The organism is Colwellia sp. Arc7-D (genome assembly GCF_003061515.1).
Classification (GTDB): Bacteria; Pseudomonadota; Gammaproteobacteria; order Enterobacterales; family Alteromonadaceae; genus Cognaticolwellia.
This window is the reverse complement of sequence record NZ_CP028924.1, coordinates 1,483,917-1,507,930: the sequence shown is the minus strand read 5'-3', so window position 1 is coordinate 1,507,930 and position 24,014 is coordinate 1,483,917. Positions and strand designations below refer to the sequence as shown.

Here is a 24,014-nt window from a genome sequence, read left to right as displayed (position 1 = left end):
CATTTGCTAAAATTGATGGCTAAAACTTATAATTATAATGAGTAGTTAAAATGAGTAGTTAAAATGAGTAGTTAAAATCAGTAGCTAAAACTGATAATTAATACTGATACTCACAGAGCGCGGTCTAGATGGACCAACAAAGTATTCATCAAACTCTGCATCTGGATAAATTTCCTCTAACACCTCATCTGCCTCACCGTAGGTGCCAAAAGTGTCAAATTGACGATCAAAAAGATTATCGACTTTAGCTGACAAACGCAGTTGTTGATTTATCTGGTAATTAAAATAAATATTAGTCACCGCATAAGATGGAATTTTTTTATTCTCATTCGCTTCATCGCCACGATAATATGATGAAGACGCATACAACATCTCGGTGCCAATATTTAGCGCATCATTAAACTGCCAATTTGCATGAAACTTGAATTGATGTTGCGGTTGGCCGGGAATATTGTCACCCACATTAACTTGTCTATTTGCACCTAGAGGATTTACCGGGCTAAAAGAGACAAAAGGCGATTCAAAAGTGGCATTTAAATAGTTATAACTTGCCCCAAAATCAACTGAGTTAACTTGAGTAGAAGCTGATAATTCAATACCTTGGCGTTGTGTTTTATCAAGGTTAATAAAATAACCTTGGTTTGATTTATTACCCGCTTGTTGAAATATAATATCTTGATAGCTCATGGTTGAAAATAAAGTCGCCAAAGCAGAGAAATTATCGTTTTTAAACTGTAAAGCAGCTTCGACTGTTTTCGCTACCACTTGTTCAAGCGGCGGATCGGCAACAAACGCATTGGGTAATTTGCAAGGATCTTCTTCATCTGCACAACTCAGTTCGGCAGGACTAGGGGCGCGTGATGATTCGCTGTAACTTAGCTTAACGCTATATTCAGGTGTTAAAAGATAGTTAACTGAAATAGCCGGGTTAAAGCGGTTAAAGTAGTGCTCGCCATTCAGTGAACCAGGCCCGGTTTCAATCTGATCTTGCATACTTATGTGAGTACGATTATATCGACCAGCAAGGTTAACGGTTAAATATTCCCCAATCGCTAAAGTATTTAAGAAGTAAAAGTATTGCTGTTTATTGCTAACTTCTAACTGAACACGCGACTCCATATCGTATAAACCAATGCCCGTTACTGAACGATCATCAGAAATTGTATCGTTATGCAGCACCGCGAACTCGGTGTCACTTCTAAAACTGATATCCGCTTTATCAATGCCTAGCCCGAAAATAAATTCATTATCTAATGCTGCATGAGCATCCGTTGCGTCAAAATGGCTTAAGCCTACCCATTGCAAGGCCACACCGTAACTTTCGTTATCAGTAAAACCGGTATTATAAGTACCATCAACATCGTCTGCATCAATATCACGTAGCTCACTTAACCAAATGTCTTCACCAAAGCCAACAAAATGAACACGTTCTAACTCATCATTTTCATCTTCTTCACACAAACTATATAGTGCACCAGATTCACATTCTTCATAATCGCTGTCGTCACCATTAATACTGTTAATTTTGTTCTTACGATAATAAACATTACCTTGCCACGACATTTGCTGGTTAATAACACTGTCAGTCTTAAGACTAAATTGCTGAAACCTTGTATGAGTTTTATCAGGTTGGGTGTAAATGGCATTTCTGCCCGCTAATTCGGCTAATATTTCAGGCACAGCGCCATTACCTAGCAATTGGTTATTATTAGCAGAGTAAGTAAAATCAACAGTACGGTCTTCATCTGCATAACTTAATGTTGCTAAAAATTGCTTTAATTCACTTTCTGAATAATCTCGCCAACCATCTTCTTGGTATTGGTTAGCAACAATATAATAAGCCCAGTTTCCCTGATTACCACCAGACTGCACGGTAAATTGCTGCTGCCCAAAGCTACCAAAACGTGCTTCAAGCTCATGCTTTGTATAACTAAAACCATTTTTAGTGGTCAGTGCCAACGCACCACCTAAGGTATTTTGCCCAAACGCAGGGTTTGAACCAGAAAATAACGCTACTTTATCAAGTGCTGCAAGCGGAATTAAATCCCAGTTTACCGTATCGCCAAAGGGTTCATTGAATCGCACCCCGTTAAGATAAACAGAAATTCCTTGAGGTAAACCTAATAAAGGCGAAGCGGTAAAGCCACGGTATTGCACATCAGGCTGAAAGGGATTGTTTTGTATGTCGTTAATATGCAGACTTGTTAGCTTATTTTTCATGTGCTCAGCTAACGAAATAGCTTGAGATTGTGCTAGCGACTCGGCATTAATTGTTTGAACACTACCAAAGGTACTTTCTTCAGCAAGGTCATTAGTGGAAAGTGGTGTTTGTCCATATATACTAATATTTTCAACACCGTTCATATCGTCCCCTAAAGCAGGGAGTGAAGCACAAATAAATAAAAAAGTTAACGTCCGTTTCATAACAACTCTCAAAATAAAATGAAGAGCGTTTAATGTAACCTGATGGCTAAATTAATCAATATCACCTATAAAAAAATAGAAACGCAAATGCAAAATAAAAAACTTAAAATCAATAACTTAACAAAGTTAAATCTAAGCTCCATCCTGCTAAAGTATGACTAATTTACTCCCCTGTGTTTATACGTATATCGTGATGAAAAATGACAACTTATCCATATTATTAGAATTTAGGGCGCCTAAATTCTAATTTCACTTATCTGAATGGTCGGTTGTACATTGGTAAAGTTAGCCAGGTCAGCCAGTATAGCATCGGCATTAGGACCAAAAGCTTCTTGAAACTCCTCTACTGAATTAAAGGTCAGATGACCCATAGCAATAAATGCGGGTAGTTCACCAGGTGCACCACCAGCCAATCCATAATCGACAGCACTCACTTTTAAAGCATCGCCGAGCAACTCAATTACCAAAGGAATATGTGTATTACAGTAGTATTCGATATCGAATTTTACACTTGGAGAGTTTGGGTACATTACACTAACTTTTATCATTATTTGGATCCTTAATGTTTAGCTTTAAATCAGTTTTTTAATATTATCTAGTCACAATAATAGGTTAGAAATTGCATATTAATTTGTCTAGAGCCATTAAACTTTGTTTTATTTTCGCTTGATTGGAATATGGTTTTTAATTTCCATATAAACGTTTTTATACCTTCGACATTGACAGGATATGAGTATGACCTAGTGAAAAATATGCCTCCTTAGTATGATTTATAAGATACTTAAGAACTTGTTTTAAAGCATAAAGGCTATTATGGATAATTACATCAGAGGTAAGTGGCGTTATTAAACCAGTAAATTTTTAATATTGTGATAAAAATTTTAATATCTTAAGCGGAGTTATTAGTGCAGTTTCCGTAAAGAAGTATGAAAAATTCATATATGACAATACATTGAAGCTTGCTTCCATGGAGAAAGTAACTATTTAGATGGTAAGAGAATCAAAGAATAAATTAATCAAAAATAGATGCCATTTTTATAATCATTCATCTAAAACACCACAGCTTATCGCTTAAAATAAAAAACCAGTATAAATGTTTAAAATATACTGGCTCATCATGAAACATTAATACTAAGTGTTAATTACTGACTTTAAAGCGACCAACTAAATTCGTTAAATCTTCTGATAAAACAAGTAAATCATTCGAACCATCGGCTAATGTATCTGCAGTATTAACAATACCTTTTGCCGAGTGATTAATGCCACTAATATTGTCATTGATCAAGTCTGATGAACTGCACTGTTGATCTGCGGCTTGTGTAATACGAGAAATATTTTCCTTCATTTGTCCAACTAAAGAACTTATTTCATTAAATGATTGGTTCGCTTGTTCAATTTTTTCGATAGTCTGTTTCGATTGTTCGACATTCACGCCCATTTGTTGAGAAACAACACGTGTTTTTTCCAACAAGTTCATCAGTACGGTATCAATTTCTTCGGTAGCGCCTCGCGAGCGTTGCGCTAATGTTCTTACTTCGTCTGCGACTACAGCAAAGCCTCGCCCTTGCTCACCAGCTCTGGCCGCTTCAATTGCGGCATTAAGTGCTAAAAGATTAGTTTGCTCAGCAATGCTCCTAATAACATCTAGTATTTTTGTTATATTCTCGCTTTCCAGTTCAAGTGACTTCATCGATTGAGATGACTCACTTAACGATTCATTTAATAAACTTACTTCACTGACCGTAACAGAGATTAAAGAAATCCCCTTTTTTGAATACTCTTCAGTTTTCATAATAGTGGTTGAACTTTCTTGGCAATCACTTGAAGTTTGATGTGCGATATCGGTCATGGTTGCAATAAGATTATTCACATTATCTATAGATTCTTCTTGCTGATGGCTAACAGCTTTTACATCAGCGATTTGTATACCCGACTCATTAGCTGCCACACTTAATGTCGATGCACAGGCTTTAATATCAACAACAAGTTGATGAATTGAGTCTAAGAATTGATTAAACCATTGCGCTAATTCACTCACTTCATCTTTACCAATAATATCTAGTCGCTTAGTTAAATTCCCCTCACCTTGTGCAATATCACGTAAACCTTCAGCGACACGGTTTATCGGTTGAACAATACGATTGGCTAGCCAAAATCCTATGACAATAAATAGTGTAACCATGATTAAAGCAATCACCGCAATGGTCATACTCATACTGTATGCTGGTGCTAAAATTTCATCACTATGAATAACACCAATAAAGCGCCACTTTAATGCTTTGGAGTAATAACTCGCAACATCAACATCTTCACCTAAATGTTCTGTAGAAAAATGGTCTTGATTTGGCGAATTTTGTAATATAGAAAATAATGGTGATGAAAGATCTTTAATATTTTTGAAGTTATTTTCTGGTGTTTTAGCATCAGCTAATACCGTACCTGAATCATCGATAAGAATGAGGTATCCGCTTTCACCTAGTTTTGTATTACTCAATATATCCGTTAAGGTTGAAAGGGTAACATCTAAGCCTTGTACACCAACGATAACGCCTTGATTATCTTTAACTACTAATGCAGAAGTTACGACGGGTTTTCCTATCACATCCTGATATGCTTCCGTAATAATTGGAGCGTCAGGAGAAGCAAGTGCTTGTTTATACCAAGGACGTTCTCTTGGGTCATAACCTCCAAGTTCTTCTAATGGATATTGCACAAAACCACCACCTTTGGTGCCTGTGTATACATAAAGTAAATCAGGGTGCGACGTACCAAAGTCTTCATAAAGCTTATATAAAGCTAATTCTTCGACCGAGTCATTTTTTGGCGCCATCATATGATCAGCATCAATATAAGTATGCGTATTCTCAGGAAGTTGAGCCGTCAGTTTATTTTCAGCTAAAAACTTTACGTTAGCTTTGATTTGTTGAAAGAACAGTTGGAAACCGTTGTCTACTTGTCTTAACTCATCATGAGTGCGTTCTACAAAGCTTGTTGAAGATTTAGAGATTGTCATTGATATACTAACAATCGCAATCGCAATAATAGGTAAAATAACTGTAGCTGCAAAGCTCAACGTTAGTTTAGAGCGAATATTCATAGCAAGTCGTTAAATGGCGGAAAATGTAGTCATAATATAACTGAGAGTTACGCTGAGACCAAGACACTTTTACTGGAGTTTTTTATATCGATATAACACAATAATATTTGCTAACAAAGTAAATTAGCGCTTCTTTCTATGACTAAGCTCTCTCTTAGTATGGGTATATTACAATTCAAATTATAATACTTATTATATTCAAGGTTCAGTTAAAACAGATACTAAAAAAAATATTTATTATCAATAATCTATCAATTACTTACGGTCAAAATCTAACTCCTTTTGAATAACTTCAGCTTAAGAGCAAATCGACAATTTACGTATTGTGACGCAAATAATTCAAAAGCGATTATATAGTTAAATTATTAATGAATAGTACAGCGTGAAATAACAAAGCAAATACATTTCCACAAGCGCTCGTTCTTCTAAACTCAGAGTAACAGCTACTTGTTGATGATAGTTTTTCGTGCTGCCTACCTTAGCGTTAGCAATTAATTTGGCGATATAAAGGATGGAAAAATCATAGTTTGTTGTGTCAAGCATGCTGGTGGTTTATGCTAGTTAAACTCAATTTTTTAACCTATAAATAGCGCTCGACAGAGTAAGGAACCTTAATGAAAAAACTTATCTTTTGTAGTTTGGTCGTAATGCTGGCTGGATGTGTTGCCACTGAGAACGAAACAAAGTGGGTCAAGCAAGCCACCAGTGAAAAAAACAAACAAAAAGTAATGCTAGATGATTGCAAGGTTTTGGCAAACAAAAAAGCAGGTGAAGCGCCAATTAGTCAACCATTGCTTAAATGTTCAACTAGATTCGATCCCTCTTGTTCATTTTCCCAAAAGAAAATTAAAGAACAAAATAAAGAAGCACAAGAAGATTGGCAACAAGTGTTTGACTCAGCTATCCAAAGTTGCATGAACGACAAAGGATATGACAAAGGCTAGTTTCTGAAAAATAGAATGTTCGCTTCGATAAGGTTTCGTGGGTGAAAAACGTTTTAAGTCACCCATAATAACTTGCTAACACAAAACTACCCGTTGTTAATGCTAGTTAAATATTGGCAAAGCGAACTTTGATTTATAACAGTAACTTTAGACTCATAGTTAGCATCTAAAAGTTGAACTTTACAGTCGGCTTTGAGCTTCAATGCTAGGCTAGCTTAAGATTTTTGTCGTTTTATCCGACAGAGCGTTTGTTAACACTAATCGTTTTTTAGGTTTTACAAAGTAAAAATACGTAGAAATATTTTTCTTCTGATAGACAACTAAGCCACCATTGCAGCCGTTCATAATATTTTAACGGCATGACTTAAAATGCGCCAACAAGAAATAAAAATATAATGTGCCAGAAAAATCACTGTCAAATATAGGTTTCTAAAGCTTGATCTTTGGTAAGAAAACATTCATTTTAAAACATATATTTTTGATAAAACTACCCGTCTGAAAAAAATAATAAATCGTCAGGTTCGCCTAATATTAAACGTTAAAGCTTATATATTATCTTTAGAAAGCAAAATAAATTATTATAATATAAGAGATTTACCTGCATTGGGCATTGTTCAAACCAACCTTGACTCGCCCTTCATTTTTCCATCCATGCTTGAGAGGTTTGCCTTTGAAAAATTTATTTTGTTTGACTCGTCATTATCTGATTTGTCTTACACTCCTGGTACCCCTAACGGCGCAGGCTCATCAAATATCATTCTGGAACGGTAATAAAACGCCCTCAAGACAACTTTACGAACAACAAGTACTGCAAGCTGCCCTCAGCGCTGCGGGGTAAAGACAAGTATTGATATCGATGAACGTAATCTATCAGTTAGTGAAGAAGCAGCGGTTTTTAGCAAACAATTATTTGATGTTTTTGCCACTGTACAAGGCAACCCTAAACTCAATGCAGAAAACAAAATTTTAATAGCTAAACCCATAATGCTGGGCTTACTTGGTCAGCGATTATTGATCATCCGCAAAACAGATTCAGCACGTTTTGATGCAATAAAGCAGACCGATGAGATGAAAAAAATGCGTTCAGGTATTCCTACTGGTTGGGCAGATGTTACTTTATTCAAAGCAAATCAATATAACACTGTTGAGATCGGTGATTTTGAAACTATTTTTCAATATTTAGTGAATAATGACTTTGATTATTTAGCTCTGGGAGCCAATGAAATTGAACAAGTATATCAACAATCTGATTTGGAAAAATTGGATTTAACTATAGCGCCGACATTAATGCTCCGTTATAATTTTCCTGTAGTTTTTTATGTTAACCCCAACAATCCTGAACTCGCGAAACACCTAAATACAGGGCTAGAACTGATCATTAAAAATGGCACCTTAAAGACCATGTTTGACCAACATTTCGGTCATTTATATAGCCGCCTACATCTAGCTGACAGAATAAGTTTTGAACTCAAGAATCCACTGATTAAAAGTAAAATCAATTAGGTACTGTTTTGGTGTTAGGTCTGTTTTAAGGGGGCATTAAATTTATCAATGATTATGACCTTGTCTTTCAATAGGCTACAAAAACATGAAATAATTACTTGTCTAGATAGTTGCTTTCTCCGACAAAACAGAAGCGGACGTTTCACAATTACGTTTTATGACTTCTTGGTGCGTACTGATCTTGCCCCATAAAAATGTCAACTTTACGTTCATATAGCTGACATGGGGTTAATTTTTCTATTGCGGTTTTTGGTACATTACGCCATACATAATATTACTATTTAACTCTACATTATTGGCCATATTCACTAAGCCACTACATGTATATTACTCAATTGATTATTAAGAAAAAACATTAAACATGTCAATATCCTTATGTAAAAACATCGACATATTAGTGATTTTCTAGCGTGAATTTTTATGTATTGAAAGTATATCTTCAATAACAGCGTATCCTGTTTCCAAGCGCCCAGCACCTGGACCAATTAATGTAATATCACCTAGTAATTCTGTTGAATAGGTAATAGCATTTGTCGCGCCTTTAATTGATGCTAATGGATGTTCACTCGATATCATCTCAGGTTTAACTGATGCTAAGAACCCATCGTTATGCTTTTCAACTGTGCCAATTAATTTCCAATGCTTATTTAAAGAAGTGGCGTTAGAAATATCATTCTTTGTAATATGGCTAATACCTTCACGATCAATATCATCTAATGTAAGCGATAAATCCATTAAAAGATTTCCCAGAATAACTACTTTTGCAGCAGCATCATAACCCTCGACATCACCTGTAGGATCTGCTTCAGCATAACCAAGTTCTTGAGCCTGTTTGAGCGCATCTTCATACCCAGCACCTGAAGACATCTCACCTAATATATAATTTGTCGTGCCATTAAGAATCCCTTGAATTTTTGTTATTCCGGCGGCTAACAACATCTCACTACCTAAGTTTATTGAAGGAGTTCCGCTCATTACAGTGCCTTCAATGCCAATTTGCACATTATTGCTTAATGCTATTTTACGAAGCTCAGGAAAGTGTAAAGCAACGGGCCCTTTATTAGTCATAGAAACATGCATACCATTATTTAATGCCTGTTTAACATGACTTACTGCAGGTTCACCTGTTTGTAGGTCAGTAAAAGCAAGCTCTACTAAAATATCAGCGCCACTTTTATCAATCGTTTCAGTCGCATTCCAGCCAGTGATTGGTGCTGAAGTACTTTTTAGATCTCCATGTTTTGCTAGATCAGATAATAAAACTTCAGGGTCTAAACCGTCAGGGTTAGAAAGACTTCCTTTATAAAGATCACATACCGCTACTATGCTTAAATTAATACCAAACTTTTCTATTAATAGTTGTTTTTTATCACTAATAATTTTAGTTAGGCCTTGACCAACATTCCCAAAACCGATTATTGCTAATGTATATGTTTTCATTACGTTCTTCCTAAGTTAACTCTTTAAAATGTTGAGTGATTGTTTGATAGCGTTACTTTCGTAAATTAAAACAATAAGTTTTTATGTCGGTCATTTCTTTAACAGCATTCATAACACCTTCTCGGCCAACACCTGAGCCTTTAACTCCGCCAAATGGCATTGCATCAATTCGATAATCACTACTGTCATTTATCATGACGCCACCACAATCCATTGAATCTGCAAGTTCAAACGCTAATTCAAGATCATTGGTAAATATTCCAGCTTGTAAGCCAAATTCAACATCATTTGCTTGAGCTATTGCTTCTTTTTTATCAGTAAATCGATACAAAACCGTTATAGGTCCGAACACTTCTTCTTTGGCAATTAAGCAATCACTACTTACATTTGAAAAAACAGTAGGTTGAAAAAAGTTTCCTTGCCTTTTCCCACCACACAGCAATGTGGAATTTTTCTCTAGGGCATCTTTTACCATCGCTTCAACTTTAAGAGCAGCACGATTATTAATCATTGGACCCATCTGCGTAGATTCAGATAGTTTGTCGCCCATAGATATTTTGCTTGCACGCAAACAAAACTCTGAGGCAAACTGATCATATAGTTCATCTTGAATATAAATTCTTTGAACATGTAAACAGTTTTGGCCTGCTGCCCAAAAAGCACCACTGACACATGCCTCCATTGCCAGCTCAATATTTGCATCATTCATTACTATTACCGGGCAGTTACTGCCAAGTTCCATTGATACTTTCTTTAAACCTACGTGACTTAGAATTCTTTCTCCGACACTTTTACCGCCAGTAAATGAAACCATATTAATGCGAGGATCTGATACGATTTTATCGCCTATATCTACCCCATAGCCTGTAACCAAATTTAAAATACCTTTAGGTAAATTTGTTTTATTAAATAGCTCTACAAACAGTTTTGCGACAAGAGGCGTCTCATGGTGAGGTAGAAGGATTACTGAATTCCCTGCCGCTATAGCGGGACCTATTTTATGAGCGACTAAATTTAAAGGGTCATTAAAAGGAGTAATAGCTGCAACAACGCCAAGCGGTATCCGTCGATAATACCCAAACCTATTTTCAGAGCCAGGAGCTTGATCGAAAGCAATAGTTTCTCCCGTTAAACGCCTCGCTTCTTCCGCGCTAATTCGTATGGTTTCCACACATCTAGAGACTTCTTTACGAGCTTCATTAATTGTTTTAATACCTTCACGTGCAATCATTTGTGCGAACAATTCTTTTTGATTACTTAAATTATCAGCAACTTCATTAAGTACAGACATCCGAATATTTGAAGAAAGTTTTTTAGCTTTTTGGGCACCTAATACTGCGGCCTCAATAATAGCGTCCACTTCACTTACAGAGTTGTTCTCAACTGTACCGACTAAACTGTCGTCTTCAGGATTTAATACTTGTATCTGTGGTTGTGAGCTTTTTACATCTATAGTAGCTAGAGCAGACAAACTTGCTATTGTAGGCATGGAGATTTTCCTTTTTTAATGATTTAGCGAACTATAGATATTTTACCTATCAATTATGATGCACATCAGTCTTAATTTTAAAATTAACGAGTGTAAAACACCCTCTTTTAGATTATATTGATTTAATAATATCAATAATTATTGAGGTACATTGAGTTATGAAATTAAGTAAGCAAGATCTAAAAATATTGGAATTATTGCAAATAGATGTAAAAACTTCTGTTGAGCAGCTTTCTGAGGAAGTAGGATTATCGACGGCAAGTATACAGCGACACTTAAAGCGCTTAAGAGATAATAAAGTTATCGCTCAGGAAGTAGCGATAATATCGCCTAATGCGGTAAACCAATCAATGACCTTTATTATATCTGTACAACTAAATAGAAATTATAACGATTGTTTCAATTATTTTAAAAACAAAGTAAAAAACAATAATAATATCCAGCAGTGTTATTACATTACAGGTGAAGCGGATTTCGTACTGATAGTGACAGCAAAAGATATGGAAAATTTCGAAGAATTTACTCAATTATTCTTTTTTAGTGATATTGCTGTTCTGCATTTTAAAACATCTGTTGTTATGGGCAGAACAAAAGTTAGCTTAGCACTACCTCTTAATTGTGTAGATATATAAAGCATGTTTCTAAATCATGATAATAAAAAGAATATAGTTCTTCTGGTGAAATTATGACAGGCACAGATTTTGCCGTGAGTTGATCTGTCATGATGTGATGGTCGCTTCATCAACCCAAGTTTGGAGTTTGTATACCAAGAGGCGTTAACGCCATAGAAAATACTGCTAATGTCAGCAATCATTGAAAATAGCTGACATAAAAATGGAGTTTTTTGCTCTAATAATTTAGACCGGTTTGTGGCATGACCTGAACTGTGTTGATGAATGATCTACTTCCGCTTTTGGCTAGCTGAAGAAGTCTCTAATGGTCACTAGCTTAAGGTTAACAAAGATACGAAACCGGACGTTAGTCTTGGCTTCATTAACGACAAGATATCCGACTAAGCGGTCGTTAGCATCGATAATATTTTGAGCTATTTTTGGTGTTCAGAAGGCACTGGCATTGTTTCATCTTAATAGACAACGGGCCACCAAAGCAGTCATCTAAAAGTGTTGATTCTAACTTATGATATTTATTGTGGTGTATTCAAACAATGACCATTAAATTATTCGTAATTACTTGAATACCATTCCATTTTATAAGCTAAGCTTCCCCAAAGCACATGAGCTAAGGCTATATCCGATAATTCGTTATTACTGGCTTGAGGGGCTAATTTCTTATTTAATAAATCATAAGTAAAATTCAGTGGCTGTTTCTCTGGTTGGAGAATTGTGACTTCGTTATTTTTCATGTAAGCAAAATTATCAGCGTACTGCATCATTGCTCTATTAGAGGCATTAGGATTGTTTAAATCATGTCCAAGCATAGGAGACTTGTTAGTTACCCCCATTAGAGATAACAATGTAGGTGCTAAGTCAATTTGACTAACTATACGGTTATCTAATCTCTGTTTCTTTCCTGAATTAAGTATTACACCTGGAATATGAAAGTTCTTTATTGGAACTAAATCTTTTCCCACCACTCTAGCGTCATGATCTGCAACAATAAGGAATATAGTATCTTTCCAGTAAGGTTGAGTTTTAGCGTTTTCTATAAACTGACCTAAAGCATAATCAGCATATTGTATAGCTTTATGCCGTGATAGCTCTTTATCATTATATTGATTAAGTTGTTCTTCAGTGTATTTAATCGGCTTAATCACTCCTGCTGGAATTTCAAAAGGGTCATGATTACTTGATGTGAAAACAAAACTGAAAAATGGTTGATTCGAGTTGTGTAACTTTGTTAATTCAATATCTGCTTGTTTAAATAAATCACCATCACTTGCTCCCCAAGACCCCACAAACTGAGGGTTCTTTATATCTTTAAAATCAACAATATCAGAAAATCCATTTCCTAAGAAAAAGCTTTTCATGTTATCGAAGTGACTCTCTCCACCATAAACAAATTGCGTAGTATAATTGTTAGCTTTGAGTAAGCTAGCTATAGTAAAAAAACCCTGCTGCGATTTATCTAGTTTAACAACAGCTCTTGCAGGTGTTGGGGTAAAACCAGTAATGACAGCTTCAATACCTCTAACAGAACGTGTGCCCGTTGCAAATAAGTTACTGAAAGCCCAACCTTGCTTATTCAACTTGTCGATTTCAGGTGTAAGTGAAAGCCCACCAAGTGAGCCAACATATTGTGCTCCTAAGCTTTCTTCTAAAATAATAACAAGATTTTTAGGCTTCCCCTGGTAAACAGGAGTACGAGTTGTCAGAGTAGGAAGGTGTTCATTATTGAAAGATTGAGGTGCTAAGCCAGTTTCTTTCCTAACAAGTTTAATAAGTTTATCTGTATCCATTTTACCATAAAGTTTAGCTGCATTTTTTTCATTACCAAACTGCTTGTAGGCATGAGCTACACTGTAAATCGAGTTTAGAGTTAAAGAGTTTACTAACGGATCTGTAGAAAAGTATGCAAAAGCAGGGTTTATTGGTCGGTGGCCAACAGTACCTCTAGCACATAAAAAAAGCACTAAAGCTAAAATCATACAAGAAAATACAGAAGATAATAGTGCCGAGGAAATGTTCGTTGTTTTTGTGTAAACAACCTTATTTAACAACTTCCACACAAATTTCATAGGTAATATTAATAAGGAAGTTACAATAAATAATGTCAGTAAATGTCCATTAAAGAGCATAGACATTACTTCATCTGGATAAGATAAATACTCAATAAATAATCTATTGGGTCTGAAACCATATTCATTAATAAAAGCAGGTGTTGCTAACTCAAAAAATAGTACAGTAAAAAAGACAATGAAAAATATTATCTTTAATATTTTTAGCCAAATATTATGGTATTTAGAAAGCATCAACCATGGGTGTAGCAATGCTGGTAATATTAGAAAATAGCCAATGGTACTTAAATCAATTCTGAAGCCATTAAATAATACTTTAGCTATATTACTTAAATCATCGAACCGTTCAAATTGCCATAAACTTAGCCCTGCTCTTGAAATAAAAAGAGTAAGGATTAAGATGAAAGAAAATGTTATGAAAGGTCGTAAAGTATATGAAATTGAAGTAAACATCGATTAACTACGTTAGTTGTACACGATGCTTACTCTATTTTATATACCTTAAGATAAGCTGATTATAAACTGAAAATATTCTGTTTCTGGCCGTTAATGTTGCTTATCTGCTGGTCGCTGAGGAATCGCTATTATTAACAAAATTATAATAGCCAATAGCGTTAAAGAAGCGCCATATCGACTAAACTCCAAACCTCCTTGTGCTACAGGCTTATCTAAATAGTCTCCAATTACAGCACCTAAAGGACGAGTTAAAACAAATGCAGACCAAAATAAAATCGTTCTTGATACCTTAGTTGCAAAGTACAATACTACAACCACAAGAAGCATACTTGCGAAAATATATGCTGCATTTACATAGCCTAAATTACCATAATCAGCAGTCCAATCTCCCAAAGCCGTACCAAGAGTTTGTGAAAACATGATAGTTATCCAATAAAAGCTCTCCGATTTAGCATTATCAATAGAAGATACACTAATACTACCTGTTGTTTTAAACCATACAAAAAGCGTAGTCATTAAAAGCGAAGCAAGCAGAATAGTACCTCCAAGATAACCTATACCTAATGATCTATCTGCAAAGTCAGCTAAAGTTGTACCTACCGTGGTAGATGCAATAATTGTCATCCAATAGAGGCTTGGATGAAACTTTGACGCCCGAACTTGAAAGGTAACTGCCAAAACAAAAAGTAGCATAAAGATAATTGTTCCAAGCAAATACCCAAAATTCATAGACATAGAAACAGCGTCACCACCCGTTTCCCCTAGTGTGGTCGCTAGCACCTTTATTACCCAAAAACCTAAAGTGATCTGTGGTACTTTGATTAAATTTTCTTTAATGATGTTATTCATTTTATTCTCATTGAAAGTGAAATGGTTAATACAATAATTAGCGAGTGTCAGACTAGTACAACTACCCAAGTGATTGTTGCGATAATTAAACTTACCATTACCGCAGCAGAGCCTAAGTCTTTGGCTAAACCGGATAGAGGATGAATATCTAACCCTACTCTATCAACAACGGCTTCTATTGCAGTATTAATAATCTCAGTAAAAATGATGAAAAGAATAGCCATAATTAAAACCATTTGCTCTTTCATAGTTATATCGAAAATGAAAGTAATAGGGATCGCAATAAGTAGTAACAATAGCTCTTGTTTAAATGCTGATTCATTATGGTAAAGCCACTTAAAAGCTCTCAATGAATTAAGTGTTGCTAGATGTATTCTTTTTACACCTGTTGGTTTGTTTTCGTTATCAAACACTAGTTGGTTACCTCATTTTTCTTTGGGACTAAAATTCGTGCGATCGCACTTTGTGATTTACATGAAAGAAATGGATCATTGTTAACTTTATACGCACTTGTTTTAACAGACATAATACTCAGTAACGTATCAAAAACATTATCATGAGATATTTTTGAGCTTGCAGATTTATTCAAGCAATTAAGATTAAAGTCGGTTTGAGAAGGATCAGCCCAGAATATCATAGGAACATGTGTTTGCTCTTTAGGGGCAAAAGCATATGGCAAACCATGAAGATAAACTCCGCTTTCACCCAGTGATTCACCATGGTCTGATATATAAAGTAAAGATGATTCGACATTCTTCTCGTGCGATATGTTATTAAGCATTTTGATAGCTTTTGATAACACCAAATCTGTATAAGCTATAGTATTGTCGTAGGTGTTGATGAGTTCATCTTCAGTACAATTTTGAATATCGCTTCTTCTACAATCAGGTTTAAAAACACGCTTTTCTTTAGGATATCGTTTGTAATATGTCGGGCCATGTGATCCAATCATATGAAGAACGATTAATGTATTATCATGAGATAGATTATTGAGTTTATCCTTTAATGGACGCAAAAGAGCTTCATCAAAACAATACTCACCATCGCATAATGGGTCACTTTTATCGGTAGGTATTTTTATAGATTTAACACGAGTGCACACGCCTTTACAGCTACCATTATTGTTACTTATCCATAAAACATCAGCACCTGCTAAATGTATTAAATCAACAGCATTTTGCTGTGAGGTTGCAATACGCTTATCATAATTATCTTTATTTAATCTGGAAAACATACAAGGTACAGATACGGCTGTAGCCGTACCACATGAAGACATATTAGAAAATGACACTATGCCTAATTTGTCTGTAAATTGATTTGTTGGTTTATCGTATCCATTAAGTGAAAAACTTTGCGCTCGTGCCGTTTCACCTAAAACCATTACCGTTACGTGTTTACTATTATTGTCTCGAACAATTAAAGGCGCTGTATCTAAAACCTTAAATTTAAGAGGAGGATAGAAGTAGTGTCTTTTTATGAATTTAATTGTTGAGTCGAGCATTTTATAAGGAGTAATATAACTAACAACCTCTTTATTGTTACGTCCAACAGCAGCATAGTTAGAATAGAAGAAAGCCCCAATTAAAAATGCAACTCCAAAGCTTATACTGATTAATTTTAAACGAGTAAGTAATTCCCCAAAAAATGGTTTATAAGTTAATTTAACCCGATAAATCAATACTGCTGGAAGCAAACCAAATAGTGTAAAAAATAAAATGGAATAAATATTAAAATAAGAAAATGCTTCCGCTGTATCAGTTTCTACAGTGTTTTGTACCATCCCGTAATCAAAAACTATGCCGTAGGTTACCGTGGCATAAAAGATAAGTGCAGAAGATACAACAGAAAATATAAGAATAGGTTTTGTTATCCACCTAAACGAAAATACTCCTTGAATAATAATGGTTAAAGATAATAAAAATATGGGAACTGAAAGTAAAAATAACACACTATAATTATCTAAGGAGACAATGGCAGCAGTGACTTTATTTAAAAAAGGTAAATTTAAAACAAGTGCGATATAACAACATGTAATAATGAGCAATTGGTTTGTTGTTAATGTTATTTTTTTCAAATAATTGATGAGCTTTTTCACTGAGTAATACCTTAAAAAGAATGTTTTGTCGTAATACGAAACTCAATACCGTTAACATTGAGATCAGACGTAATAGGTTTGATAATATCGAGGTGAATAACGCGAGCTTCACTTGAATGGGTGGAGTAAAGGCGTGCGCCTAGTCCAACAGAGGTCATCCAAGGTGATTGTGTTTTTGATAATTCAGATTGACCAAAAATACGCCCCGTATCTATAAAGGCGGCACCACCTAATTCAAGTAACTTATAAATATTAATGTGGGGGTAGTAGCGTGCTTCGAAGGTAAACTGCGTACTATGCTCACCATGTTGATACTGTAATGGGAAGCCTCGAACGCCTGTTTCCCCTCCTAAAACTAGTGGAGAGTCTAAATATTGGTTCTTACTTGATTGCGTTATATTTTTAAAATATCCGCCCCAGTTTTTATTAAACTTATGGAAATACTCATTACTTACCGTAAGTAAAATCCTGTCTTTTTGTGTCGATGTATCATATAACTCTCCTTGGAATGATGCTTCAAAAAGCCAATAAGCATCATCAAATACACTTAGTCCTTTAGAGAGGTGACCTTGCCAAATAAACGCAGGAGAGCTTGGGTTATTGCTTAAATCTGTTCCAATATTTAGCGTGGCATTCCAGCCTAGGTTAAAGTCTTCAATTTGATTAATTAAATTAAGGTTAGTGAGTTTTCGGTAGTCTTTTTGTAAATACTCAACGGCAAGAAAAGGGTAATTAAAATCTCGATTAACAGGTATGTCTGCATATTCAACCTGACTTATCGACATATTGTTATTTAATTTTTTAAATAAATGCTGCTCACTTGTATAACCTATTCCAAAGCGCAAAGTATCTTTTAAAGTGTTACTTTGAAGCCAATACCAACTGGCTGTATACTTGTTTTTTTCGTGATGGTACTTCCTTGACTCAACCCCATTTTCGTATTGCGTATCTTGTTGTTCAAAATTATCAAAACCAATTTGAAAAGCATTTTTAGTATCAAAGCTGACAAATTTCTTTGTTAAGAATACCGCTTGGCTTCCACCATCATCATTATCTGTTAGTCGAATGCTCGCACTAATATTGTTTTGTAAAAACAATGGGAATTGCGTATCAATTTTATAGCCGGTACGTTGATCATTACTAAAATATTCAAACTCAGCATCAATGCCTAAGCCTAGTAGATTCCTGTCTTTTATACCGATAGCATATTTGTTTTTCCCACCCTTTCTACCAAAATCAAAAGTTGGCATTAAAGACCAATTGTCCCAGGTTTCTACCTTAATAATATCGTTGTCTTTAGTGACCTCAGCACTTCTTATATATTTTTTACTACGAAGATGACGTTCAAGTTCTTGCTGATCTTCATCGGAAATTTGGCACTTTCCAATAAAAAAAGCAGATTCATTTATGACAGTAATTTCTTTTGTTTTTATATGAAGAAAGTTGGCCCATTCATGCAGAAATATCGTATCGTTATCGGAAAGATCAAAGATGTCATTTCTAACAAAGTTTATGTTTATTGCTTGATTACATTTAATGTCTTCCTCTGCTAAAACTACCATAGGTATTAAAAAGGAAGTGACGGTAATAAATTTGATATAAGGGAACATATAAACACCTTTTATTAAGTGTTTATATGTTAAAAAACTAGACTTAAGACTCGCTGAATTAAAACTGATATTTGAAGTAAGTTAAACTGAATATTCTAGAATATTGGCAAATATTTCAATATAACTAAGGGTTAAAAGCTTAAACGCAACTTAGCAAAGATATTATGTGCAGCTTTTTCTTTGAGGGCATATTTATAAAGGTTTCGTTTACCAAACTTAGCAATTTCATCCTCGTATTCTCCACCGAAACCGTAACTCAGATAAAAAGCAGTTAATTTAGAAAGAGAATACTTATAACGTAGTTGGAATGCATTTTCAGAAAAAGAAAAATCATCACTTTTTTCTGTAGGTTCAGCGAAACCGTAGCTGTCTACTATGTAATTTGATAGGTTTTGGGCTTTACCAATGATTGCTTCAAATTTAATCCTTAACTCTTGATTATCACTGATTTTAAAATCTATATTTAATTCAACGCCTTGTTCTGTAAAGTTGAACTCATCAACAGAGTTACCCTCATTCCACTCAATCCAGCTGTCACTGTTATATTGAGAAACAGAAAGGCTTACATGGAGCTTGTCATTGAACTGTTGTTCAATACTGCCATTAATATTGTAAAAATCACCTTTCCACCCTTCTGTTCCAAGAGATAACTCCGTACTATATTTTCCCCAAAGATATTCAGGAGAAGAAACGCCAAACTCTATATTATAAGAAGAAGGTAACCACAATGAATTGTTACCACGAGTAACAAGGTCATCAAATCCTGATGATAGCATCTCTAATGAAGCCTGATACTCAAACTCATTATGAGTGACTATTTCGATCCCCGCTCCAATAAGGTGTGGGAGCTTTTCATTTTGAAAATTTGTTTTTAGTTCTGTTTCAAGCCCTATAGCAATATCTCTAATATATAAAGAGTCTACATTTGATGTCTGGTATTCATACTCATACTCAAATTGTTTTCTGTTTACACGTTTTACATAGCCAATATCATTAAGTTGTAAGTCTTCACCATAAGTAAATAAGCTATATTCATGATTATGATGGTCATTAATATCCAAACTGCCTGTTACCCACCAACCTATATCATTAGTATTATCTAGGTTCTGTTCAATTCTTGATTGGATTATCCCAACATTAAGTTCACTGTTTTCAGATAATTTATAATGAAGATCAGATGATAGGATCATAGCTTTTCGAGCAATTGTTGGAGTATTTACATGATTTACTGATACACCTAATTTATTTGCACCGAAGGATTTTTGAGTGCGTAAAGAAATAAAATCACGCCCCTCTCCATTGTTTGTTGAATCTTCAAAGGCGGAAAGAATTCCAATGTCATAACTTGAATGATTATATGTGTATTTTAATGCTGAACTTAACTCACTTTTATAATTATCATCATAGTATGAATCGCCACCAATTCGTGGCGTGTGTAGAACTGTAAGTGACTCGGGCCCAGTGACTTCAAATAGGCTTTGGTTATCACTAAAAAATGGTCTTTTTTCAGAAAAAAAACTTTCTATTGCAGAGAAATTAACAATTAACTCATCTGATTCCACTTGTCCAAAATCGGGGTTAATAGTGGCACTCAATCGCTGATTTTTAGTTGGTTGCCAAAATAAATCAGCACCTAGGGATACATTATTTTTATTTTCTAATATATCTCTATTAGTCGAAATATAAGGAAATAAATCAAAACTAGATTTATTAACCACCGAGGTTGATAATTTTGAGAATTGTTGGAAAAAATTATTCATTCTTTCATTGGTAGGACTAGAGGCATAAGTCGCATTAGTGAATTCATCAAATCGACTAATATAAAAGCCAAACTCATTTTGATTACCTATCCTAAACGCCATGGAACTCCATGGAATAAATACCTCAGCTACCCAATTATCATTGTTTAATTTGACTTCATATTGCCATTGATTATTCCAATCGGTATTGAGTTCATTATTTACATCATATTTACCGTCAAAATAATTCCCTTGATGATTAACTGAAAATACATAGCTTTCCGAGGAGTTATTATTCATATCTAACATAATTTGAAAATGATCATTCGAAAATGTCTTATCATTTTCTTGGGTGCGTATTCTTAAAGTTTCTTTAATATGAGCGGTTAAGCCTAAATAAATACCCATTTCAGTGGTAATAATACGATAAGTAAAATTATCGTTTTCGATATTAAATGTTTGAGGGTCCACCTGATAATTTACATTATTCTCTTGGGCACTTTCCCATTCAGTAGGGTTTAATATACCGTTAATAATTATCTCAGCAGTATACCCATTATAGGAAAATATAATGCTCAGCAGTAATAAAGGGATAAATAGAGAGTGCTTCATAATGTTAAAGTGAATGTTATTAACAGATCCTGTTCTTTAGATACAGATATAGTGCCACCAATTTTCTCACTATATGACTTTACGATAGCTAAACCAAGTCCAAAGCGTTGTGATGATGTTCTTGATTCATCTTTTTGCCATAAAGGCTCAAAAAACGAATTTAAATCATCATTATCGTATTGATGAGTACTTGTATTACATATTTTAATATTTAAGTTGTGTTCAGAGTTAACAAGCACTGATATTGATATTATTGAATTATCAGGACTGTAGTAAATGGCGTTATTAATTAAGTTTGAAAGGATGGTATCAATAGCTATTTCATTGGTAAAAATCATTAATGGTGAATCATCATAGGTTTGATCTATTTTTCTTCCTGATTTATTTTCTCGTTTAATAATAGTCTGAATAAGTTCTTTTAGATTTAACTCCCTTTTCTCTAATTCGGCAGCGTTGCTACTTTTTTGCAGTAACAAAATACCGTTAACTATGTTTTTTAAACGTTCAGAAATTTCAAAAACGTCTTGGTGGAAAGTCTCTGTTATTTGCTTTTCATGTGGGAACTTTATGGCGACTTCGGCTAAATTCAATAGTTCTGCAATAGGCGTTTTAAGTTCATGGGCAATATCAGACGTTATCCTCTTTTCTCTGGAATAAAGCTTTTTATTTTCACTGATAAAGCCATTTATTCCGTTTGCAATATCAATAAGTTCATCAGGTAAATTATCGGTTGATAAGGAAGATACGTCAGAATTTAAGCTTATCTGTTTCAGCTCTCTATTTAATTTCACGAGCGGCTTTAATCCACTTGTAACTACTTTTGAGACGATGATTTTAACGGAAAAAATTGATAATAATGATGTAATTATGAATATAACATCTACAAACCAAAGTATTTGGTTTAGTCCTTCATTACTTATTGCGTAAGCAAGCTCCATTGGTTTTTGTGTTTTGCTAAATTCATCTTTTGTAACACCATAATCTTCTCTTATATCACTGTCTACTTGTGGTATAAACTTAATAAATAGCATTCTTCCAGAGCGTCCATCGGGTAATGTAATGTTTTGTATTGTTGTTTCATTTAGCTTTACATTTATTTTAGGCAGATCATGAAGTTCAAATAAATCAAGGGTGTCGGAACGTTCAAATATTTTATTTTCACGCCATAATTGGTAGTACTCAGGATCATTCTTCCCTTCAAACTCAGGCATGAATTCACCAGCGAAGTCGAAATCAACACCTTCTAAATCTTCACTAATAAGTGTTGTGAGTAACCCGACTTTAGTTTTCATCGAACGGTCAAACTCATTGCTAATCCATGTATCTACCAAGATATCTGTAATAAGAAATATACCTACGAGTAATATAGATATAGAAATTGAAATATATCTACTCAGCCTTTTCTTAATAGAATTCATTATTTAGTCTCAATAAAGTATCCAAATCCGCGCTTGGTTTTAATAGGCAGCTCATATCCCAAGCTTTTTATTTTTTTTCTAGTAGAGGATAAATGTGCTTCAATTGAATTTTTCGCAACAGCATCATATTGTCCAGCTAAATACTCACTTAACTTTTCAGACGAAAAAACTTTACCTTGATTTGTAAATAAACACTCAACTAATTTATATTCATTAGGTGTCAAATTCGTATCTATCTTATTACAATGTAATTGTTTTAAGTGAATATCTAATGTGAACGAACCAATACACACTTTACTGTCATTGATGTTTAAACTACCTCTGCGCATCAAGCATAGAAGGCGCACATGTAGTTCATCAAATGAAAACGGTTTTGTTAAGTAATCATCTGCACCATTTAATAATCCATCAATTTTATCTTCAGTGAGATCTCTAGCTGATAAAATGAGTACACGAATATCAATATTGGCCTTTCTAATAGCTTTTAAAATAGTTGTTCCATCAACAGATGGCAGCATCAAATCAAGAATTAATAAGGAATATTTACCAGATAACACCATACTAAGCCCTTCAGAACCATCACCAGTATCATCAACAGTGAAACCTAAATTTGATAAGCCTATTTTTAAACTTCTTCTCAATGAAGTTGAATCTTCAATAATTAATACTTTCAATTTATAGATTGCCCACTTTATTTTTAATAATAATAAGTTAGCAAACCAAACTTAAGTTTCACTGAATTTATGCTTAAATAAAGTAAGTTTATGGGTTTATTTTGACAGTAGTTCAAAATAGTCTCAGATGTCGCAGTGAGCTTCATTCTTTGAGTAAGCTTTAGTATCGAAATAAAGATACTCACCGAGTTTGGTTTAGCACATAGTTATTGTTAAAAAATAGAATATGGACGAAAGCAACGGGATTATCCCCTCCAACAAAAAAGTATTAAATTTTGATTAGCACTGCCCTAGATATGTTCATGGTTTAGCATCAATTTATTTTTGCTATTTTTCAATGTTCAGAAGACATAATTCTATCTTCGCCTTGATAGGCAACTAAAGATAACAAAATAGTCATAAACAAGTAGCCATTCCTTAGTTGACATTAAGGAGGTTGAATATACATGCCTATATTAAGTCTGTACTATAAGAACAGTCTACAATAAAGATCTGATACATATGAATAGAAAGAACTCACCTTTAACCATAGGTCGGTTAGCAAAAGCTGCTAATGTAAATATTGAAACAATACGGCATTATCAACGTAAGAATTTAATCATTGAGCCTGAAAAGCCTCTGGGTGGTTTTCGTCATTATCCCACTTCGAGTATAGATAGAATTCGTTTTATAAAACGTGCTCAGCAAATTGGCTTTTCATTAGAAGAAATAAAGCAATTGTTAAATTTAGGTGATAAAAATTGCGGAGATGTACAAACGCTAGCACAAGAAAAACGAAATAAAATAGCACAACAAATATTGGGATTACTTACCATTCAAACAGCTTTAGACGAGTTAATATCAACCTGCCATAGTGACATTGAAGAAGAGCAGTGCGGCTTTATCGAAGGATTATCTCAGAAAGGTTTTCTGGAAAATTAATATTAACACCATCATAAATTAATTTAAATTACCTATTGACTCTGGACT

17 protein-coding genes are annotated in these 24,014 nt (G+C 34.4%); 4 read left to right on the top strand and 13 right to left on the bottom strand.

The features are described from left to right. Positions 1 to 84: 84 nt before the first annotated feature. The 3 genes from DBO93_RS06550 to DBO93_RS06540 form a co-directional block, all read right to left on the bottom strand. On the bottom strand, positions 85 to 2,424 hold the full coding sequence (locus tag DBO93_RS06550; RefSeq protein ID WP_108455598.1) for a TonB-dependent receptor: 2,340 nt from the start codon (positions 2,422 to 2,424) through the stop codon (positions 85 to 87). Positions 2,425 to 2,660: 236 nt separating this feature from the next. After that, positions 2,661 to 2,972 carry an EthD family reductase gene (locus tag DBO93_RS06545; protein WP_108455597.1) on the bottom strand — a complete coding sequence of 104 codons (312 nt, stop codon included), beginning with the start codon at positions 2,970 to 2,972 and terminating at the stop codon, positions 2,661 to 2,663. A gap of 590 nt (positions 2,973 to 3,562) precedes the next feature. After that, positions 3,563 to 5,521: a methyl-accepting chemotaxis protein gene (locus tag DBO93_RS06540; RefSeq protein WP_108455596.1), complete on the bottom strand. Its 1,959-nt coding sequence runs from the start codon at positions 5,519 to 5,521 to the stop codon at positions 3,563 to 3,565. A 614-nt stretch (positions 5,522 to 6,135) separates the two neighbouring features. On the opposite strand from DBO93_RS06540, the gene DBO93_RS06535 reads away from it, so the two are divergent. Together DBO93_RS06535 and DBO93_RS06530 are read left to right on the top strand one after the other, a co-directional pair. Next, entirely contained in the window at positions 6,136 to 6,465 is a 330-nt protein-coding gene (locus DBO93_RS06535; protein WP_108455595.1) for a hypothetical protein, read from the top strand. Between the two features lie 984 nt (positions 6,466 to 7,449). Further along, positions 7,450 to 7,968, top strand: a complete 519-nt coding sequence (locus DBO93_RS06530; RefSeq protein ID WP_108455594.1) for a transporter substrate-binding domain-containing protein — start codon at positions 7,450 to 7,452, stop codon at positions 7,966 to 7,968. Positions 7,969 to 8,373: 405 nt separating this feature from the next. On the opposite strand, the gene DBO93_RS06525 is transcribed toward DBO93_RS06530, so the two are convergent. After that, complete coding sequence (locus DBO93_RS06525; protein ID WP_108455593.1) at positions 8,374 to 9,408, bottom strand: homoserine dehydrogenase; 1,035 nt, start codon at positions 9,406 to 9,408, stop codon at positions 8,374 to 8,376. A 52-nt stretch (positions 9,409 to 9,460) separates the two neighbouring features. Beyond that, positions 9,461 to 10,897: an aldehyde dehydrogenase family protein gene (locus DBO93_RS06520; protein WP_108455592.1), complete on the bottom strand. Its 1,437-nt coding sequence runs from the start codon at positions 10,895 to 10,897 to the stop codon at positions 9,461 to 9,463. A gap of 158 nt (positions 10,898 to 11,055) precedes the next feature. Between DBO93_RS06520 and DBO93_RS06515 the strand changes: the two genes are divergently transcribed. Then, positions 11,056 to 11,529: an Lrp/AsnC family transcriptional regulator gene (locus DBO93_RS06515; RefSeq protein WP_081152056.1), complete on the top strand. Its 474-nt coding sequence runs from the start codon at positions 11,056 to 11,058 to the stop codon at positions 11,527 to 11,529. A gap of 545 nt (positions 11,530 to 12,074) precedes the next feature. Here DBO93_RS06515 and DBO93_RS06510 read toward each other — a convergent pair. The 8 genes from DBO93_RS06510 to DBO93_RS06475 form a co-directional block, all read right to left on the bottom strand. Beyond that, positions 12,075 to 14,045 carry an LTA synthase family protein gene (locus tag DBO93_RS06510; protein ID WP_108455591.1) on the bottom strand — a complete coding sequence of 657 codons (1,971 nt, stop codon included), beginning with the start codon at positions 14,043 to 14,045 and terminating at the stop codon, positions 12,075 to 12,077. Between the two features lie 93 nt (positions 14,046 to 14,138). Continuing rightward, on the bottom strand, positions 14,139 to 14,897 hold the full coding sequence (locus DBO93_RS06505; RefSeq protein WP_108455590.1) for a hypothetical protein: 759 nt from the start codon (positions 14,895 to 14,897) through the stop codon (positions 14,139 to 14,141). 47 nt (positions 14,898 to 14,944) lie between these two features. Next, entirely contained in the window at positions 14,945 to 15,310 is a 366-nt protein-coding gene (locus DBO93_RS06500) for a diacylglycerol kinase (protein ID WP_108455589.1), read from the bottom strand. Beyond that, positions 15,310 to 16,992, bottom strand: a complete 1,683-nt coding sequence (locus DBO93_RS06495; protein ID WP_108455588.1) for a phosphoethanolamine--lipid A transferase — start codon at positions 16,990 to 16,992, stop codon at positions 15,310 to 15,312. Before DBO93_RS06495 ends, DBO93_RS06500 begins: the two co-directional genes overlap by 1 nt. Before the next feature lie 11 nt (positions 16,993 to 17,003). After that, a complete protein-coding gene (locus DBO93_RS06490) occupies positions 17,004 to 18,602 on the bottom strand; it encodes a hypothetical protein (RefSeq protein WP_108455587.1) in 1,599 nt (532 codons plus the stop codon). Between the two features lie 131 nt (positions 18,603 to 18,733). Then, a complete protein-coding gene (locus DBO93_RS06485) occupies positions 18,734 to 20,953 on the bottom strand; it encodes a DUF5916 domain-containing protein (RefSeq protein WP_108455586.1) in 2,220 nt (739 codons plus the stop codon). Beyond that, positions 20,950 to 22,371 (bottom strand): ATP-binding protein, encoded by a 1,422-nt coding sequence (locus DBO93_RS06480; protein WP_108455585.1) that lies wholly within the window; start codon positions 22,369 to 22,371, stop codon positions 20,950 to 20,952. Before DBO93_RS06480 ends, DBO93_RS06485 begins: the two co-directional genes overlap by 4 nt. After that, a complete protein-coding gene (locus DBO93_RS06475; protein ID WP_108455584.1) occupies positions 22,371 to 23,045 on the bottom strand; it encodes a response regulator transcription factor in 675 nt (224 codons plus the stop codon). Before DBO93_RS06475 ends, DBO93_RS06480 begins: the two co-directional genes overlap by 1 nt. A gap of 501 nt (positions 23,046 to 23,546) precedes the next feature. Here DBO93_RS06475 and DBO93_RS06470 point away from each other — a divergent pair. Then, on the top strand, positions 23,547 to 23,966 hold the full coding sequence (locus tag DBO93_RS06470) for a MerR family DNA-binding protein (RefSeq protein WP_108455583.1): 420 nt from the start codon (positions 23,547 to 23,549) through the stop codon (positions 23,964 to 23,966). Positions 23,967 to 24,014: the final 48 nt, after the last annotated feature.

What these genes read in the sequence shown, in the direction of transcription:
- DBO93_RS06480 (WP_108455585.1), bottom strand. Translation starts at nt 22,371, where the DNA reads ATGAATTCTATTAAGAAAAGGCTGAGTAGATATATTTCAATTTCTATA.
- DBO93_RS06515 (WP_081152056.1), top strand. Translation starts at nt 11,056, where the DNA reads ATGAAATTAAGTAAGCAAGATCTAAAAATATTGGAATTATTGCAAATA.
- DBO93_RS06545 (WP_108455597.1), bottom strand. Translation starts at nt 2,972, where the DNA reads ATGATAAAAGTTAGTGTAATGTACCCAAACTCTCCAAGTGTAAAATTC.
- DBO93_RS06510 (WP_108455591.1), bottom strand. Translation starts at nt 14,045, where the DNA reads ATGTTTACTTCAATTTCATATACTTTACGACCTTTCATAACATTTTCT.
- DBO93_RS06470 (WP_108455583.1), top strand. Translation starts at nt 23,547, where the DNA reads ATGAATAGAAAGAACTCACCTTTAACCATAGGTCGGTTAGCAAAAGCT.
- DBO93_RS06485 (WP_108455586.1), bottom strand. Translation starts at nt 20,953, where the DNA reads ATGAAGCACTCTCTATTTATCCCTTTATTACTGCTGAGCATTATATTT.
- DBO93_RS06540 (WP_108455596.1), bottom strand. Translation starts at nt 5,521, where the DNA reads ATGAATATTCGCTCTAAACTAACGTTGAGCTTTGCAGCTACAGTTATT.
- DBO93_RS06525 (WP_108455593.1), bottom strand. Translation starts at nt 9,408, where the DNA reads ATGAAAACATATACATTAGCAATAATCGGTTTTGGGAATGTTGGTCAA.
- DBO93_RS06520 (WP_108455592.1), bottom strand. Translation starts at nt 10,897, where the DNA reads ATGCCTACAATAGCAAGTTTGTCTGCTCTAGCTACTATAGATGTAAAA.
- DBO93_RS06550 (WP_108455598.1), bottom strand. Translation starts at nt 2,424, where the DNA reads ATGAAACGGACGTTAACTTTTTTATTTATTTGTGCTTCACTCCCTGCT.
- DBO93_RS06505 (WP_108455590.1), bottom strand. Translation starts at nt 14,897, where the DNA reads ATGAATAACATCATTAAAGAAAATTTAATCAAAGTACCACAGATCACT.
- DBO93_RS06535 (WP_108455595.1), top strand. Translation starts at nt 6,136, where the DNA reads ATGAAAAAACTTATCTTTTGTAGTTTGGTCGTAATGCTGGCTGGATGT.
- DBO93_RS06530 (WP_108455594.1), top strand. Translation starts at nt 7,450, where the DNA reads ATGCTGGGCTTACTTGGTCAGCGATTATTGATCATCCGCAAAACAGAT.
- DBO93_RS06490 (WP_108455587.1), bottom strand. Translation starts at nt 18,602, where the DNA reads ATGTTCCCTTATATCAAATTTATTACCGTCACTTCCTTTTTAATACCT.